Source organism: Streptomyces sp. NPDC031100 (assembly GCF_055570785.1).
The window spans coordinates 490,345-506,022 of sequence record NZ_JBVIGN010000002.1 but is presented as its reverse complement, the minus strand read 5'-3'; the positions used below and the strand labels follow the sequence as shown (position 1 = coordinate 506,022).

Below are 15,678 nucleotides of genomic sequence, written 5' to 3'. Positions count from 1 at the left end.
TCATCCCACCCGCACCGTGCCCTTCGGCACCAGATGCCGGGCGAGGAGTTCATCGCGGACCAGTCCCGCAGCTTCCCAAGCTCAGGTTTCGTCTACGCAACCGTTCAGATGGAAGAGGAGCCACTCGAGCCAGTCCGGTGTGACGCCAAGAGACGAGGCCCAGCCGTGCATGGAACTTACGTAGGTGGCGTATCGGGTGGGCCAATGGCGGGTGCCGGCCGCCTTCCAGCTGGACCAACCGAGGGCGTTCAGCGAGCGAAAGACCCGGTCGTCGAGGATCAAGGCCCGATCACATGTGGTTTCACGGTCGTCCACGGCCGCGAACCATTTGGTGAAGAAGGATCGCCCCACTCCCTTAAGGGCGAACTGCCGGTAGGCCCCGCTCAGGTCTCCGCCTCGGACCGCTTCGCGCGTGGTCCGGAGGACTCTGGGCAGGCGCGGGTCGGACAGGGCCGCTTCGGTGTACCGCGGCCCACGTCCGTTGGTGGTACCTGAACCCCAGATCATGACAGCCACGAACAGGTCGCGCAGGCCATCGGCGTCGTCACCAGCGTGGTCACGAAGACGGGCCAAGTCGCCCCGCTCGATGAGACGGTCACCGCCCGGCCCACTCGCAGATTCAACGCCGATATCGAGTACATGCGCCGCCCCGTGCGACACCAACCGCGGGCGCCACGTTCCGGGACGGAAACGCACGGGCTTCTGTACGGATTCGCCGTAGCGGGCAACGAGCCTCTGAAGCTGCTCCACCATGCTCCCTCTGGCCATGACGGCGGTGTGCCGTGGGCCGTAGCGTATGGAAAGCCGACCATGAATGCAGGTGAACGACCTCGTACACGGCGTCTTGGAGCACCAACAAACGCTGAAAGCCTGCACGCACGACGTGCTGTACCGACTCGCACGCGCATGGAGGTTTCACACCGTTGGCTATGAGCCCTACCCAGTGCTTGCACGGCGCTGCACGCTGAGTGCCGGCCGAGATTTCGAGCGAAGTACCGGGGGGCAAACGGTGGGCGAGTGGAAGCAGAGCAAGTGCGGCTGGCCGACGGCGTCTGGAAGGCATTGCCGGAACAAGACGCTGAAGGGCACCTCACGTTGCCAATCCCAGGCACAGCCCCCAGCCAACTTGCTTCGGGACGAAGCAGGCGTGGGTTCACGTATCAGCGTAGAGGCTTCCTGCGCAGCTTGGGGAGGGGCTTGGCGGAACCGAACTGCCAGTCGAGACGGCTGCCAGGATTCTTCTCGATCTTCAGCATGACCGACTGGGAAGCGGAGAACTTGAGGACGAGTCCAGCGCGGAACCTTCCATCTGCTTGCCTGTCCCAGACAAGATCACTGTTTGTCCTGGCCCACACCGCCGCGTCCACGAACCGTGAGAGCAAGGGTGGTAGCTCGGCGTCCTTCTTCTTGTCCTCGTCCATCAACTCTTCCCCCGCGCTTCTGAAAGATCGGCACCTTGACGATCTCAACGTTCATACGTCTCTCGGCCTCCAGCTCACGCTTCCTGGTCTCGGCCGCGCTCGCACTCTAGGACACGACGGACCGGACCCGCTGACGATTCGGGCAGTTCCACTCCACCGTGGACTTGTCCACGGTGCCGACGAGTTGGCTGCCCTCCTGGTCGGCGAGCAGGAGCCTGATAGCGAGCCTCGCTGGGCCGTGACGACGGACAGCCCGATCGCGGTGTGTTCGTCGACCCACAGCCCCCGCCACATTCCGCTCGCCCTCGGTATCTCCTGAAGGGCGGCGACCAGTTCATCGGCGGCACCGTCAGCCTGGCAGGTGACCGTCTGACCGGGGTGTGGGCGATGTGCGCGATCGACGCGCTCGGCATCCCGGCCATGCTCGGCATCGACGCGGTGATCGGCCGGCAAGACCGTCGACCAGTCCCACGCCGAGGCTCGGGGCAGGTCGGTCTTCGGCGCCCTGCTGACCAGGCCCGAGCCGACCTGAGCACTAACGACTTGGTCCGCGATTGAGGTTTGGGCGTGCTGGCCTGGCAGGTCGGCTGGTGGGTGATCAGCAGGCGGCCTGCCGGGCGAGCAGGAGCTCGGCTTGCGGCGGGTCGGTCGGCGAGCTGAACGGTCCGAAACCAATGAAGCGATCGCCTGGTGGGTCGCGGTGTAGTCCTCGCGTCGGCCGGTGTAGCGCTGGAGAGGGCGCCACTGCCGCAATTCGGCGTTGGCGTGCTCGACGCAGATCCGCTCCGAGGACTGCCGTCGGCGCATCTCCCGCCAGGCGTACTGCTCGCCGAGCGGCGCGTCGCCCTTCGGCTTCTTCGGAGGAGCGCTGACCTGGTCAGGGAACTCGTTGGCCAGCCCCCGGTACGCCTCGTCGACCTCGACCGTCACCTTCGGGTGGAGCCGGAACTGCTCGGCGATACCCTCGGTGCGCATCGCAGTCTGGTCGTGCATACGGCCCGGGCGGTCCGCCCCCGACCACAGCAGACGGCCCTGGCCGTCGCTGATCGTGGTGGTCTTGATGGTGTTCTGCTTCTTCTTGCGGAGACGAAGGCCCGCCGTCCGGGCCTGCCTGCCTTCGGGCGGCGAACCTGGTTTCGGCGCCGTCGATCCGCAACCGGATCCCCGCGGCCTCGGCGTAGGCGAACATGTCCGCCAAGGTCCGAAGGCGCACGCCGGAGTGGTCGGGGACTGCGAAGCCGCGCATGGCCAGCAACGGGCGGATCTCCCCGATGGCGCGGGAGATCGTGGAGCGGGCGATGCCGTACAGCTCGACGAGCGCGGCGTGCGGGAGCCCAGTGCGCAGGTGGACCAGGGTGACCAGCAGCCGGTCGGTGAAGACCAGGTCGTGCTTCGGGCCGGCACCGGCCTCCCGCTGCCGCTCGGCACCACGCCGCTCACGAAGCTCCGACTCTCACCGGGCGAGCCACCGAGGTGCCAACTCCTCGATCAAATAGCCGAGATGTGCACGTGAGACGCCGCAGAAGGCAGGATGGGTCAAGGCCGCACGGGCCCACTTCTTGGTCACGCTCGAAGAACCCGTGCGGCGACTGCCACGTCACGGCTGCCCGCCGATGATCAATGGGTGTGGCCCTTCTGCGGGAACTGCCCGAGCTGGGAACTTCCCCGCAGAAGAGCAAACGCAGCCGGCCAAGCACCGGCCCGAGCATCAGGGCCTCAGCAGTCCGCCCACCCACCAGTCGTGTGGCTTGCCATCGTTGGCGATGCCACGATTGCGCAGTGTCCCTTCGACGGTGAAGCCGAGTTTTTCGGCGACGGCACGCGAGCCGGTGTTCCCGACCATGGCCCACCACTCGATGCGGTGCACGTCGAGCGTGGCCCAGCCCCAGTCGCACAGGGCCCGAGCGGCCTCCACCGAGTACCCGCGTCCGCGCTGCTCCTTGACCGCCCAGTAACCGAGCTCCCAGACGCCGCGGCTGATGAGGGTCAGGCAGTACGAGCCGACCAGGGCGCCGGTGTCCTTGCGGAACGCGCCGAGGGTGTAGTCCCTGTCCTCGGCCCACTGAGCGGGCAGCTTCTCGCCGACGAGCTTCTCCGCGTCCGTACGCCGGTACGGCACCGGCACCGGGGTGTAGAACTGGATGTCCTCGTCCTGGCAGGCTTCGTACACCGCATCCACGTCGGCATGTGTGAAGACCCGCAGCACCAGACGGTCGGTCTCAAGCGTCACTGGATCCATCGCGGCAGTATGACCACCATCAACAAGCGGCGACCAGCGAATATCCCGACCGAGCACCGCCCATCACAACACCCCGGGCTGGTCAACGGTCGTAGCAACACCCCATATCAGCTACCGCCGAGACGGAGCTACGCCCACCATCAATCGCGGACCGAGCCGTAAGCGGTGTCCGGGCGGACCACGCGATCTACCTGATGCGGAGCTGAGTACTGGTACTCATGCGCCCGTCTGGCCCCCGCGGGCAAGGTGGCGGGCATGAACCTGCCCATTGCCCCGCCTGCCTTCGACGCCACCACCGGCCCCCAACCGCGCCACCGCGCCGACCGGGGCGCCGACATCGGAGCCGGGTGTGGTCTGCTGGTCCTGGAGCTGATCGCCTTGGTGGTGATCTTCGGGCTCTGGTTCCTGTCCGGGTTCAACCTCGACCCGGCCAAGACCGTGCAGACCGATTCGTTGTGGGGGTATCTGGCCGCCGCCGGTGGAGTGGGAGTCCTCGCCATCGTGGCGGCCGCGATCGCCGCGCGGGCCGGGGCCATCGTCACCGTCGTCAGCCAGGGCATCATGGCTGTCCTGATCTGCGTCATCGCCTTCGGCGGAGCCACAGCTCAGTCCCACCAGGACACGGTGTGCCGGGAGACGCCGTCAGCGGTGGGGTGTAACGGATAGGTCCGTCGTGGACGACTGGCAATAGTCAGGGCCTGTGGATCCGTGAAGCTATCGGCTGATACTCCGACGCCATCGGATCTCGCCTTCGTGCCATTCGTCGGTGGGGGTGAGCCCGACAGAGGCCGCGACGGCGGCGGATGCCCGGTGTTCGGGGTGGATGTGGGCGATGACGGTCTGCACCGGCTGTCGGGTGAGCCAGTCGACAAGTCCTCGGGCCGCTTCGCCGGCGATGCCTCTTCCCTGCCACGGGGTCCCCACCACCCAGGCGATCTCGGCCATGGGGCCGTCGCCGGAGGGGCTGATCGTGGCCTGGACCGTGCCCGTCAGGCAGGACTCGTCGCGGAGCCGGATCACCCAGTTCAGCCAGGAGACGGCCGGGTCGGGAGACCCTGCGGTCATGCGCTGGTAGCGCGAGCGCAGGGCTTGCGGGGTATCCGGTGTGCCGCCGATGAAGGTGTGCAGGGCCGGATCGGACAGCACCGCGGCCATTTCCTCGGCGTGTTCGACATGCAGCGGCAGCAGGTCCAGCCGCTCGGTGCTGATGGCCTGGGCCGCGAGGGTGTTCATGCCGCTGAACCTCTCCCTACTCGCTCGGCACTGCCACGGGCACAATGCCCCCCATGACCGTTGATCAATCCCGAATTCCCGTCCGTCCGCTGCTGCGTCGCCCGCGGGACGGTGAACTCATAGACGTCGCCGGCGTCGCGCACTTCTTCCGGCTCACCGGCGACCACACGGGCGGGCACTTCGCCTTCGAGGAGTTCAGCCTGGCCCCCGGCACCATCGGCGCCAGGCCGCATGTGCATGAAGGACACGACGAGTACTTCTACGTCCTCGAGGGCGAGTTGACGCTCCATACCGGGGACGAGGAGGTAACGGTGGGCCCTGGCCATCTGCTCGCCGCGACCCGTGGCACCCCGCACGGTTTCCGCAACGCAGGCCCTGTCCCCGCACGCGCCTTGTGCCTCTACACCCCTGCCGGCTACGAGAACTACTTCCGCGACGTCCACGCCGCCGTGAGCACCGGGGCCGAAGCGACCGACGAGCTGCTGGCCGAATTCCGCAGCCGGTACCGGACCAGCTCCTACCAGGTTCCCTCGGACACGCCTCAGTAGCGGCACGGTCAACCACCCCGCGTCCACTGCTGGTTGGCTCCTCCGTTGCAGGTGTACGTGATGATCGCGGCGGAGTTGGCGGTGGACGCGCCGGAGACGTCCAGGCATGTGCCGGTCGTGCGGGCCTTGAGGTTCAGGTACGAGCCGGAGGTGACGAGCATCCACTGCTGGGTGGTGGCGCCGGTGCAGTTCTCCTGGGTGACGGTGGCGGCGTTCTCCTGGAGGCACAGGGAGCTGCCCCCGCCCACCAGCTCGTAGGAGCCGTTGCCGAGGTCTTTGAACCACCACTTCTGGTTGATGCCGCCGTTGCAGGTGTACTGCTTGATCGCGATCCCCTGCCACAGGGACTGGCTCGGTACGTCCGCGCACTTGGAGCTGTGCCGGGCCACGAGCGTGTTGTACGTGGCGGCGGTGCCGGTGACCGTGCCGGCGGCGGCGTCGACGGTGACCTCCGGGGTCCAGGCCATGGTCATCGAGGTGGTGGTCGGGAAGGCGAGCGGCAGCCACACGTAGCGGGAGTCGTTGACGGTGCCGCCGAAGGAGTTGCCCCAGCGGTCGCCCATGTACAGGTAGGAGGTGGCTGAACTCCCCTGCACGGGAAGGACGTACGCGGTCTGGGAGCCGTAGGCGGTGGAGTCGCCGACGTTCGTCCACGAGGTCCAGGGGCCGGCCGGGGAGGTGGCGGTGGCGTACTGCTGCTGGTTGGGGTTCCAGCCGGTGGCGGCCGAGGTCAGCATGAAGTACACGCCGCCCCGCTTGAACAGCGCCGGTGCCTCGCGGTGGCCGCCGGGCCAGGGGTTGGCGAGCAGGCTGTCGATGCCGGTGTAGTCGGCGGTCAGCCGGTAGATGTGCAGGTCGTGGTTCTCGTTGGCGGCGGAGACCATGTAGGCCGCGCCGTCGGTGTCGACGAACGTGGTGATGTCCCGGGACATGTACTGGCCCAGCGGGCGGAAGCTGCCCCGGTAGGTGTAGGTGCCGTCGACGGTGTCGGAGACGGCGACGGCGGCGCGGGCCTCGCTGTAGTCGACGCCGTTCTCCTTATGCATCCACATGACGAACTTGCCGGTGGCGGCGTTGTAGATGACCTTGGGGCGCTCGATGTAGGCGGTGGCCAGCTCCGCGGCGGAGGACTGGGACAGGACGTCGCCGCGGAACTCCCAGCTCTTCAGGTCGACGGAACGGTAGGCGGCCACGGAACGGAAGGTGTTGTCGGAGTTACGGTCCTCGCCGAACCAGTAGTAATAGGCGCCGACTTTGATGAGCCCGCCGCCGTGGGCGTGCACGGGGTTGCCCGAAGTGTCCGTGAACTGCGTGCCGTTGGTGACCGTCTGCGGTGCCGCCTGGGCGGGTCCGGCCGTCGCCGTCGCTGCGGCGAGCGCACAGCACAGGGCGAGGAGGACCGCGTACACGCGTCTCATCTCACGCACTCTCCTTCACCGTGTCGGCAACGGGAATGCCGAAGTCCGGGGTGCCGTCCGGCTTCCAGCCGAGCCGCTGGATCCGGGTGTGGCGGTTGGGGTCGTTCAGCGGATCGCCGGTGATCTCCTTGTACTGGCGGGCGTGGTAGACGAGGACGTCGGTGTGGCCGTCCTCGGCGACCGTGAAGCAGTTGTGGCCGGGACCGTACTGCTTCGTCGTGTCGTTGCTGGTGAAGACCGGGGTCGGGGACTTCGACCAGCTTGCCGCGTTCATGAGGTCGCTGTCGGCGTCGGCTGTCAGCAGGCCCATGCAGTAGTGGTAGTCCGTGGCGCTGGCCGAGTAGGTGAGGAAGACACGGCCGTTGCGCTGGAGGGCGTACGGCCCCTCGTTGACCTTGTAGCCGACGCACTCCCAGTCCAACTCCGGTGTGGACAGCCTGACTTGGGGTCCGGTCAGCTCCCAGGGGCCGGCCATCCTCGATATCCACAGCGCGGTGTTGTTGTCCATGCCGGGCTCGTGCTGGGCCCAGACCAGGTAGCGGATACCGCGGTGCTTGAAGGTGGTGGCGTCGAGGGAGAAGGTCTCCCAGGCGGTCTTGATCTGTCCCTTCTCCACCCAAGTCCCCCGGAACGGATCGGGGCCCGCGTTCTCCAGCACCCAGATGCGGATCGCCCACACGTCCTCGGCCGGCGCGGAGGCGAAGTAGATGTACCACTTGCCGCCGATCCGATGCAGTTCCGGCGCCCAGATGTGGGCGCTCATCGGGCCGGTGGTGTGCGCCCGCCAGATCACCGACTCGGCGGCCGTGGCGAGGCCGTTGAGGGTGCGGGAGCGGCGCAGGATGATGCGGTCGTACTCGGGGACGGTCGCCGTGAAGTAGTACCGGCCGTCGGTGTGGCGGGTGATGTGCGGGTCGGCGCGCCGGCGGACGAGGGGGTTCTCGAAGGGGGCGGCCGCGCCGGATGCGGTCGGCGCCGCGAGGGCGGGCGTCGCGGAGGTGGCCGCCAGGGCACCAGCGGCTGCGGCACCCTTCAGCAGCAGGCGACGGGTGGGAAGGTGGGGGAGGTGCGGGGCGCGGTCGCGGCTCATGCGGGCTGCCTCTCGGTGGGGAAGGCGAGGATGGTTCGATATCACGAACAGCATCTGCAATTCCGAACGCCGAAAAGGTAAGGGCGAGCCCTCCGGAGGTCAACGGGTCTGACGGGACGATGGGTTAAGCGATTTCTACGACAACGGGCCCCGGCGGGAAGCAAATCCGCCGGGGCCCGTCGGCCACAGGTGTACGACCGGGTGGCCTGATCAGTGCGTGCCGGGTCAGTCCGTGCCGGACTCCATGGCGGCGCGGTCCAGCACCGCCTCCTCGTCCGCCACCTCGCCACGCGAGGCGATCGCCTCGGCACCGCCCTTGTCCATGGCGCCGATCAGACCGGTCGAGGCCGCCTGCGCGGCGCCGACGAGCCTCGGCTGGTCGCTGCCGACCATGCCCAGGGTCGCGTACTGCTCCAGCCGCGCACGGGAATCGGCGATGTCCAGGTTCCGCATGGTGAGCTGGCCGATCCGGTCCACCGGGCCGAACGCCGAGTCCTCGGTCCGCTCCATGGAGAGCTTGTCCGGGTGGTAGCTGAGCGCCGGGCCCCGGGTGTCGAGGACCGAGTAGTCCTCGCCGCGCCGCAGCCGCAGGGTGACCTCGCCGGTGATGGCGGCACCGACCCAGCGCTGCAGCGACTCACGCACCATCAGCGCCTGCGGGTCCAGCCAGCGGCCCTCGTAGAGCAGCCGGCCGAGCCGCCGGCCCTCGTTGTGGTACGCGGCCACGGTGTCCTCGTTGTGGATCGCGTTGACCAGGCGCTCGTAGGCGATGTGCAGCAGCGCCATGCCGGGCGCCTCGTAGATGCCGCGGCTCTTGGCCTCGATGATCCGGTTCTCGATCTGGTCGGACATGCCGAGCCCGTGCCGGCCGCCGATCGCGTTGACCTCCATGACGAGGTCGACCGGCGAGGCGAACTCCTTGCCGTTGACGGTGACCGGGCGACCCTGGTCGAAACCGATCGTCACGTCCTCCGGGGCGATCTCCACCGACGGGTCCCAGAACTTGACGCCCATGATCGGGTCGACCGTCTCGATGCCGGTGTCCAGGTGCTCCAGGGTCTTGGCCTCGTGCGTGGCGCCCCAGATGTTGGCGTCCGTGGAGTACGCCTTCTCCGTCGAGTCCCGGTACGGCAGCCCGTGCGCGAGCAGCCACTCCGACATCTCCTTGCGGCCGCCCAGCTCCGTGACGAAGTCGGCGTCCAGCCAGGGCTTGTAGATCCGCAGGTGCGGGTTGGCGAGCAGCCCGTAGCGGTAGAACCGCTCGATGTCGTTGCCCTTGAAGGTGGAGCCGTCGCCCCAGATCTGCACCCCGTCCTCGAGCATGGCCCGCACCAGCAGCGTGCCGGTCACGGCACGCCCGAGCGGCGTGGTGTTGAAGTACGGACGCCCGCCCGACCTGATGTGGAACGCGCCGCAGGCGAGCGCCGCCAGCCCTTCCTCGACCAGCGCGGCACGGCAGTCCACGAGGCGGGCGATCTCGGCGCCGTACGCGAAGGCGCGGCCGGGCACCGACTCGATGTCGAGTTCGTCGTACTGCCCGATGTCGGCGGTGTAGGTGCAGGGGACGGCGCCCTTGTCGCGCATCCAGGCGACGGCGACCGAGGTGTCGAGGCCGCCGGAGAAGGCGATACCGACCCGCTCGCCGGTGGGGAGGGAGGTGAGGACCTTGGACATGGAATCACTATGCAGCACTTTGCATTTTCATGCAACGTCCGGATTCCTTTCTTTCCGCTTGGACTAGCGTCGTGCCATGAGCAGCGACACCTCCCCCAGCCACACCTCCCCCAGCCTCGCCGAAGCCCTCGCCGCCGGAACGGTCGTACTCGACGGCGGCATGTCCAACCAGCTCGAGTCGGCCGGGTACGACCTGAGCGACGAACTGTGGTCGGCGCGGCTGCTGGCCGAGCGGCCCGAGGCGGTCACCGAGGCGCACCTCGCCTACTTCACGGCGGGCGCGGACGTGGCGATCACCGCCAGCTACCAGGCCACCTTCGAAGGCTTCGGCAGGCGCGGGATCGGCCGCGAGGAGGCGGCGCGGCTGCTGGCGTCGAGCGTGGAGCTGGCCCGTGCGGCAGCCCGCCAGGCGCGCGACGCGGGGGCCCTGCGGCCGCTGTGGGTGGCGGCGTCGGTCGGGCCGTACGGGGCGATGCTCGCGGACGGGTCCGAGTACCGGGGGCGGTACGGGCGAAGCGTCGAGGAGCTGGAGCGCTTCCACCGGCCGCGGATGGAAGTGCTGGCCGCCGCCGCGCCGGACGCCCTCGCGCTGGAGACGGTCCCGGACACGGAGGAGGCGGCGGCGCTGCTGCGGGCGGTGCGGGGGCTCGGGGTCCCGGCCTGGCTCTCGTACACCGTCGACGGTCGGCGCACCCGCGCCGGACAGCCGCTCGAGGAGGCCTTCGCGCCGGCCGCCGACGTGGACGAGGTGATCGCGGTCGGTGTCAACTGCTGCGCCCCGGAGGATGTGGAGTATGCGATCGAGACGGCGGCCCGGGTGACGGGCAAGCCGGTCGTCGTCTATCCCAACAGCGGGGAGGCGTGGGACGCGCAGGCGCGGGCCTGGAAGGGGCGGGCCACGTTCGGCGCCGAGCAGGTGAAGGCGTGGCGGGATGCGGGGGCTCGGCTGATCGGGGGGTGCTGCCGGGTGGGGCCGGAGGCGATCGCCGCGATTGCGCGGGCGGTGTGAGGGACGCCTTGTCGCCGTACAGGTTGTACAGGTTCTGTCGTCGCGGCGGAGCCGCCCATGGATCGAGCCCCGCGCCCCCTGTGAGGGCGCGGGCGGCAGACGACCGTTCAGCGGCGTCGGGCTCCCACCGAGCGGCGCAGGCGCCGTACCGCTGAGGCGAGTTCGGCTCCCGGGGCCCGGACGTCGGGGGCGGGGGCCGGTTCCGGAACGGTCTGCGCGGTCGACCAGAGGGCGATCTCCGCATCCCGTGGACCGTAGGCGATGTGCGGGACACCGTCGTCGAAGATCTGTACCGGATGCGTGGCGTCCCAGGCCTGCCAGCCGGGATCGCCGGTCGCGGCGAACCGCACCCAGGCCGCGTGCATCGTCTCGGACAGTTCCTGCGGGGCGCCCTCGCCGGCCAGCCTGGCCGACTCCGGGACGTCGCCGGTGTCGAAGACGAACCCGAGTTCCAGGGCGTGGCAGGCGCCGAGGTCGGGGAGGCGGGACGGCCAGGCGAACTCGTAGACGTACGAGGTGCCGGGGCGGGCGTCGGCCAGCCGGTGCATCGGGACGCGCAGCAGGTGGTCGGTGACCATCTGGCCGACGATGTCGGCGGTGCGGGCGTCGGGGTGCAGGGCGCGGTAGCCGCGCGGGACCTCGGGGCCGGCGTGGCAGCGGGCCATGGCGCCCGCCAGGGCGACCGGGCCGAGCCGGTCCACGCGGTCGAGGAGTCCGCCGGGCACGAGCCACAGTCGGTACTCGTCCCGGGTCCAGCCCATGAGCAGGTCGACGCCCTGGGCGGCCTCGCCGTCGATCAGGGCCCGGAGCGGGTCGCGGGGTACGAGGTCGCCGTCCATGACGATGCCGAAGGCGGGGCCGCCCAGGACGGGGCTGCTCAGCCTTCCCACCTCGGCCTGGGTGCGCAGCAGCAGGTCGCGGTCGACGGCGGCGAAGGCCTCCGCGGTGGCGGGGATCTTCAGGCGGGTGGCCATGCGGCGCACCATGCGCCGTACCTTGTCCCGTTCGGAGACTTCCGGCGGTCCGCTCTGCAGGACCGCCCGGCGTATCAGGCCCTGGCTCCGGGGCGCGGCGACCAGGGCGCCGACGCTGATGGCACCGGCGGACTGTCCGCACAGGGTCACATTGCCGGGGTCGCCGCCGAAGGCCGCGATGGTCTCGTGCACCCAGCGCAGGGCGGCGAGCTGGTCGCGCAGGCCGGGGTTGGGGGGCGAGTCCGGGAACAGTCCGTAGCCCTCGACCCCCAGCCGGTAGTTGACCGAGACGCAGACGACTCCGTCGCGGGCGAAGGTGCGGCCGTCGTAGACGGGTACGGCCGAGGATCCCCTGGTCAGGGCGCCGCCGTGCAGCCAGACGAGGACCGGGAGCCGGGCGCCGGGGCCGGGCTCGGGGGTCCACACGTTGAGGTTGAGGCAGTCGTCGCCGGGGACGACCGGGTCGGACAGGTACTGGGCGAACGCCTCGGAGTACGGCGGTTTCGGCGCCGTGGGCCCGAAGGCTCCGGCGTCGCGCACCCCGTCCCAGGGCTCGGGCGGCTCGGGCGGCCGGAAGCGCCGGGGGCCGAAGGGCGGGGCGCCGTACGGGATGCCCCGGAACACCGCGATGCCCTGCTCGTACCGGCCGCGTACGGCCCCGTGGGGCGTTCTGACCACGGGGCCCGTCTGGTCTGCCGTCATCGCCCACCAGCCCTTCGCCGTGCTCTTGCACCGTTCACATCAGAGCACCACATCGCGCGGACGTATTCCGGTGCACAGACCCCGCGCTGGGCTGTTCGGGGGACGAGGAGTTGTCGCATCTGCCGGCGCCGGGGCACGAGCGGATATCGCAGGGCGAAGATCCGGAGGGGACGCGGACGGAACTGTCGACCCGGCTGGTGCACCGGGCGAGTACGGCCGCACCGCCCGCCGCCGCCCGCTCGGGCTCATTTTCCGGCCCGTTACGGTGACTGCCCCCCATCGAGATGGCCGGGCACCTCCCGCACGGGGCGCCCGGCCGACGTCCTGTCCGTTCCCTCCTCAGTCGTCCCCGTCCTTGTGGTCGGCCCCGAAGACGGCCTCGATCGCGTCCACGGCGCTGCCGTCGTGGTCACTGCCCGCGGTGCCGCTGCCGGTCTGGGCGTTGGCCGTGCGGTCGATCTCGACGACCGCGTCCCTCTCCGAGTTGTCGGTACCGGTCTCCGTGGCGTCGATCAGGGTGATCAGGCCCGAGTCGGCGGCCGCGGCCCCGGCACCGGCCCCGAGGAGCGCCACCGCGAGCACCAGGGACGCCCCGAACCGGCGCACAGCAGCCCTCACACGCCCACGCCCTCGGGCTGCCACCGGTCGCGGGCGATGTTGCGCTCCAGCAGGCTGGTCGACGCCTTCACACCGACGCCGGTCGCCGGGTCCACCTGGGGCAGCCGGCCGTCGGCGGCCTTCAGCTCGGCGAGCGCGGAGTCCATCGCCTCGTGGGCGGCGAAGAGGCAGGGGGTGCTGTAGATCGCGACGTCCACGCCGAGGTCGGACAGTTCGGTCAGCGACAACCGGGGCGACTTGCCGCCGCTGATCTGGTTGAACAGCAGTGGCTTGTCCCCGACGACCTTGCGGATGCGCTCGATCCACTCGACGCTGCGCACTCCGTCGACCAGGACCACGTCGGCGCCGGTCGCGGCGAGCCGCTCGGCCCGGTGCAGGATGTCGTGCTCGTCGGTGGCGTCCGTACGGGCGACGACGACGAGGTCCTGGCGGGCGGCCAGGACCTTCTCCAACTTCTCCAGGTACTCCTCCAAGGGCAGCACCTGCTTGCCGTCGGCGTGCCCGCAGCGGCGGGGCCGCTTCTGGTCCTCGAGGATCACTCCGGAGGCGCCGATCCGTTCGAGTCCCTCGACGACGTGGCAGGCGACCTCGGGGTCCACGTACCCGTCGTCGATGTCGACCAGCAGGTGGTGGTGCGGGAACGCGCCCCGCAGCCGCTGTACGAAGTTCACCATGTCCGGCCAGGCGATGAATCCGATGTCCGGCAGCCCGTAGTACGAGGCCGCGAAGCCGAAGCCCGAGACGAACATCCCGTCGTAGTGGTGGGCGGCGATCGAGGCCGAGTACATGTCATACACGCCGATCAGTGGTGTGGTCCCGGGCCTGGCGATCCGCTCGCGCAGCTGTTTCCCGTAAGTCAAGGTCCGGCTCCTCCTGTGGGTGGGTGACGCGAGGCCGGCTGGGCCGCCGCGTCTCGACGCCCTTTGCCAAGACAAGAGCATGTCTAGGTATGCCCGTGACCTGCGCCCTACTTGAGCTTTACTCACTCCAATGGCGGAACGGGTTCACCGCAGAAACGTCACGCGGAGCGCCGGGCGTCACTTGTGGTCGCGCAGGAAGGCGGGGATCTCGGCGCGGGTCGGGTGTCGCCGGCCTGTTCCGGGACCTGTCGGCGGTGCCGGCCTCCGAGGATCCCCTCGCCGACATCTACGCCCTGGCCGTCGCATGCCGGAGCTGGGGACGTGACAGGGTCCGTCCTCGCCGGCGAAGCGACGTCGATCGCCGTCGGCTGGGCGACCCCCGCGGTGTTCCGCACCCTTCGGCACACCGAACCCGCTCCCTGACAGCGATCGCGACCGACGGTGAACGTATGTGCACGGGTGGGGAGTTCGAGCGCTTGAGCACGAGTCGACGTGCGCGGGAGAACGCCTCGGCCATGAAGTTCCTGGAGCTGCCCAACGGGCGCCGAGGGCTGTACCCTCCCCCGGAATGAAGCCCATTCCTCCGCTGCTGGACCACCTCGTGCTGGCGACGCCCGATCTCGCCGCGACCGTCACCGAGTTCGCATCGCGGACCGGGGTGACGCCCGCGCCCGGCGGGGTGCATGTCGGGTTGGGTACGCGGAATTACCTGGTCGCACTCGGCGGCCGGAGCTATCTGGAGATCATCGGGCCGGATCCGGAGCAGCCGGAGCCCGTGGAGTTGCGGCCGTTCGGGGTCGATCGGCTGGCCGGGCCGCGTACGGTGACCTGGGCGATCTGTCCGCCCGATCTGGAGGCGGCGATCGCGGCCGCCCGCGAGCAGGGCTACGATCCGGGGCCGATCCACCCGATGAGCCGTCGCACCCCCGACGGCGCGCTGCTGGAGTGGCGGCTCACCGACAGCGGCAGCGCGCATCCCTCCGGGCTGGTGCCGTTCCTCATCGACTGGGGCGACTCGGTGCACCCTGCCGCCTCGGGGCTGCCCGTCACCCCGCTGCTGGAGGTGACGGCCACGGTGCCCGAACCGGACGAGGTCCGGCCCCTGCTGTCGGCACTCGGCACCGAACTCACCCTCGACGAGGGGCCGTTCATGATCACTTTCACCGTTCGGACACCGGAAGGGCCGGTGACCTTCGGCTGATCAACCAGGCCTCGTCCGTCCGGGGTGATTGCCTGCCACACCGACGACTGCCAGCATGAATGTGTGGTTGTGGTCCCCGGCTGGGTATGGCGCGGCGGTCCGGTCCGCAGGGCGGTGAGCATCGGACTCCTGGCCGGCATCTTCTTCGGCGCGTTCGTACTGGCCGAGTCCGGATCCTGGGTGGGCGCAGCCGCGGCGGTTCTCGTCCTCGGCCCCTTCTACGGAATCAGGGTGGCCCGACGGATGGACAGAGCCTGGCCCGGGGCCAGGGACCTGGACCCCGCGGATCGGCTGACGGTAGTGCGCGCCACCCGGCGTGGTGAGGACATCGGTGATGCCCGACTGGCGCCCGCCGTCATCGACTACACCAAGGGCCTGCGGAAAGCACGGGACCAAGATCACCTCTTCCCCTGGCTGGTCCTGCTGATCGCCGGGCTGGCAGTGGGTCTCGCGCTGAGCGACACCTTCTCCGGATCAACGCGGGAGGCATCGGTGTCGTGGCTGTTCGTCCTGTTCTTTGTCGTGGAACTGACGTGGTGGCCCAGGAAACAGGCGCAGATCATGTCCCGTGCGGAACGGGCGGAGCGGTCGGCCCGTCGCGTCGTGCGACAGCGGAATGCGCCTGGTGAGTGAGACGGTCGGGCGCGTGCGACCCTCGATGTGACCGAGGCGGGTTACGAGACGAACCGCC

Annotated in this window: 16 protein-coding genes and 1 pseudogene; 6 read left to right on the top strand and 11 right to left on the bottom strand. The window is 69.5% G+C overall.

What is annotated here, in order from left to right; all coding sequences use genetic code 11:
• Positions 1-81: 81 nt before the first annotated feature.
• Positions 82-753 carry an 8-oxoguanine DNA glycosylase OGG fold protein gene (locus ACZ5DS_RS06510; protein WP_468234679.1) on the bottom strand — a complete coding sequence of 224 codons (672 nt, stop codon included), beginning with the start codon at positions 751-753 and terminating at the stop codon, positions 82-84.
• Positions 754-1,160: 407 nt separating this feature from the next.
• Positions 1,161-1,421 (bottom strand): hypothetical protein, encoded by a 261-nt coding sequence (locus ACZ5DS_RS06505; protein ID WP_123975869.1) that lies wholly within the window; start codon positions 1,419-1,421, stop codon positions 1,161-1,163.
• Between the two features lie 387 nt (positions 1,422-1,808).
• Here ACZ5DS_RS06505 and ACZ5DS_RS06500 point away from each other — a divergent pair, with 387 nt between their 5' ends.
• Positions 1,809-1,979, top strand: a complete 171-nt coding sequence (locus ACZ5DS_RS06500) for a hypothetical protein (protein ID WP_468235104.1) — start codon at positions 1,809-1,811, stop codon at positions 1,977-1,979.
• 99 nt (positions 1,980-2,078) lie between these two features.
• Here the strand turns inward: ACZ5DS_RS06500 and ACZ5DS_RS06495 are convergent.
• Both ACZ5DS_RS06495 and ACZ5DS_RS06490 read right to left on the bottom strand, forming a co-directional pair.
• A pseudogene (locus tag ACZ5DS_RS06495) lies at positions 2,079-2,988 on the bottom strand (transposase); the annotation flags it as partial.
• A 141-nt stretch (positions 2,989-3,129) separates the two neighbouring features.
• On the bottom strand, positions 3,130-3,660 hold the full coding sequence (locus ACZ5DS_RS06490; RefSeq protein WP_468234677.1) for a GNAT family N-acetyltransferase: 531 nt from the start codon (positions 3,658-3,660) through the stop codon (positions 3,130-3,132).
• 255 nt (positions 3,661-3,915) lie between these two features.
• Here ACZ5DS_RS06490 and ACZ5DS_RS06485 point away from each other — a divergent pair, with 255 nt between their 5' ends.
• A complete protein-coding gene (locus tag ACZ5DS_RS06485; protein WP_468234675.1) occupies positions 3,916-4,326 on the top strand; it encodes a DUF6234 family protein in 411 nt (136 codons plus the stop codon).
• Between the two features lie 48 nt (positions 4,327-4,374).
• On the opposite strand, the gene ACZ5DS_RS06480 is transcribed toward ACZ5DS_RS06485, so the two are convergent.
• Complete coding sequence (locus tag ACZ5DS_RS06480; protein ID WP_468234673.1) at positions 4,375-4,893, bottom strand: GNAT family N-acetyltransferase; 519 nt, start codon at positions 4,891-4,893, stop codon at positions 4,375-4,377.
• 53 nt (positions 4,894-4,946) lie between these two features.
• On the opposite strand from ACZ5DS_RS06480, the gene ACZ5DS_RS06475 reads away from it, so the two are divergent.
• Positions 4,947-5,441, top strand: coding sequence for a cupin domain-containing protein (locus tag ACZ5DS_RS06475; RefSeq protein ID WP_468234671.1), 495 nt, complete (start codon positions 4,947-4,949; stop codon positions 5,439-5,441).
• Positions 5,442-5,449: 8 nt separating this feature from the next.
• Here ACZ5DS_RS06475 and ACZ5DS_RS06470 read toward each other — a convergent pair whose 3' ends face one another.
• From ACZ5DS_RS06470 to argG, 3 genes are all read right to left on the bottom strand, one after another.
• The gene (locus ACZ5DS_RS06470; protein ID WP_468234670.1) at positions 5,450-6,859 is read right to left on the bottom strand and encodes an RICIN domain-containing protein; all 1,410 of its coding nucleotides are present in this window, start codon (positions 6,857-6,859) and stop codon (positions 5,450-5,452) included.
• A gap of 1 nt (position 6,860) precedes the next feature.
• Positions 6,861-7,949 (bottom strand): glycoside hydrolase family 43 protein, encoded by a 1,089-nt coding sequence (locus ACZ5DS_RS06465; protein WP_468234668.1) that lies wholly within the window; start codon positions 7,947-7,949, stop codon positions 6,861-6,863.
• A gap of 225 nt (positions 7,950-8,174) precedes the next feature.
• On the bottom strand, positions 8,175-9,623 hold the full coding sequence (argG, locus tag ACZ5DS_RS06460; RefSeq protein WP_468234666.1) for an argininosuccinate synthase: 1,449 nt from the start codon (positions 9,621-9,623) through the stop codon (positions 8,175-8,177).
• Positions 9,624-9,699: 76 nt separating this feature from the next.
• On the opposite strand from argG, the gene mmuM reads away from it, so the two are divergent.
• Positions 9,700-10,632: a homocysteine S-methyltransferase gene (mmuM, locus tag ACZ5DS_RS06455; protein WP_468234664.1), complete on the top strand. Its 933-nt coding sequence runs from the start codon at positions 9,700-9,702 to the stop codon at positions 10,630-10,632.
• Between the two features lie 107 nt (positions 10,633-10,739).
• Here mmuM and ACZ5DS_RS06450 read toward each other — a convergent pair whose 3' ends face one another.
• The 3 genes from ACZ5DS_RS06450 to ACZ5DS_RS06440 all read right to left on the bottom strand — a co-directional run bounded on the left by ACZ5DS_RS06450 (position 10,740) and on the right by ACZ5DS_RS06440 (position 13,786).
• Entirely contained in the window at positions 10,740-12,308 is a 1,569-nt protein-coding gene (locus ACZ5DS_RS06450; protein WP_468234663.1) for a carboxylesterase/lipase family protein, read from the bottom strand.
• Between the two features lie 339 nt (positions 12,309-12,647).
• Positions 12,648-12,926 (bottom strand): hypothetical protein, encoded by a 279-nt coding sequence (locus ACZ5DS_RS06445; RefSeq protein WP_468234662.1) that lies wholly within the window; start codon positions 12,924-12,926, stop codon positions 12,648-12,650.
• Positions 12,923-13,786, bottom strand: a complete 864-nt coding sequence (locus ACZ5DS_RS06440; RefSeq protein WP_468234661.1) for an isocitrate lyase/PEP mutase family protein — start codon at positions 13,784-13,786, stop codon at positions 12,923-12,925. The genes ACZ5DS_RS06445 and ACZ5DS_RS06440 overlap by 4 nt, the downstream gene beginning before the upstream one ends.
• A 568-nt stretch (positions 13,787-14,354) precedes the next feature.
• Between ACZ5DS_RS06440 and ACZ5DS_RS06435 the strand changes: the two genes are divergently transcribed.
• Entirely contained in the window at positions 14,355-14,987 is a 633-nt protein-coding gene (locus ACZ5DS_RS06435) for a VOC family protein (RefSeq protein WP_468234660.1), read from the top strand.
• Positions 14,988-15,050: 63 nt separating this feature from the next.
• Positions 15,051-15,620, top strand: a complete 570-nt coding sequence (locus tag ACZ5DS_RS06430) for a hypothetical protein (RefSeq protein WP_468234659.1) — start codon at positions 15,051-15,053, stop codon at positions 15,618-15,620.
• Positions 15,621-15,678 lie beyond the last annotated feature (58 nt).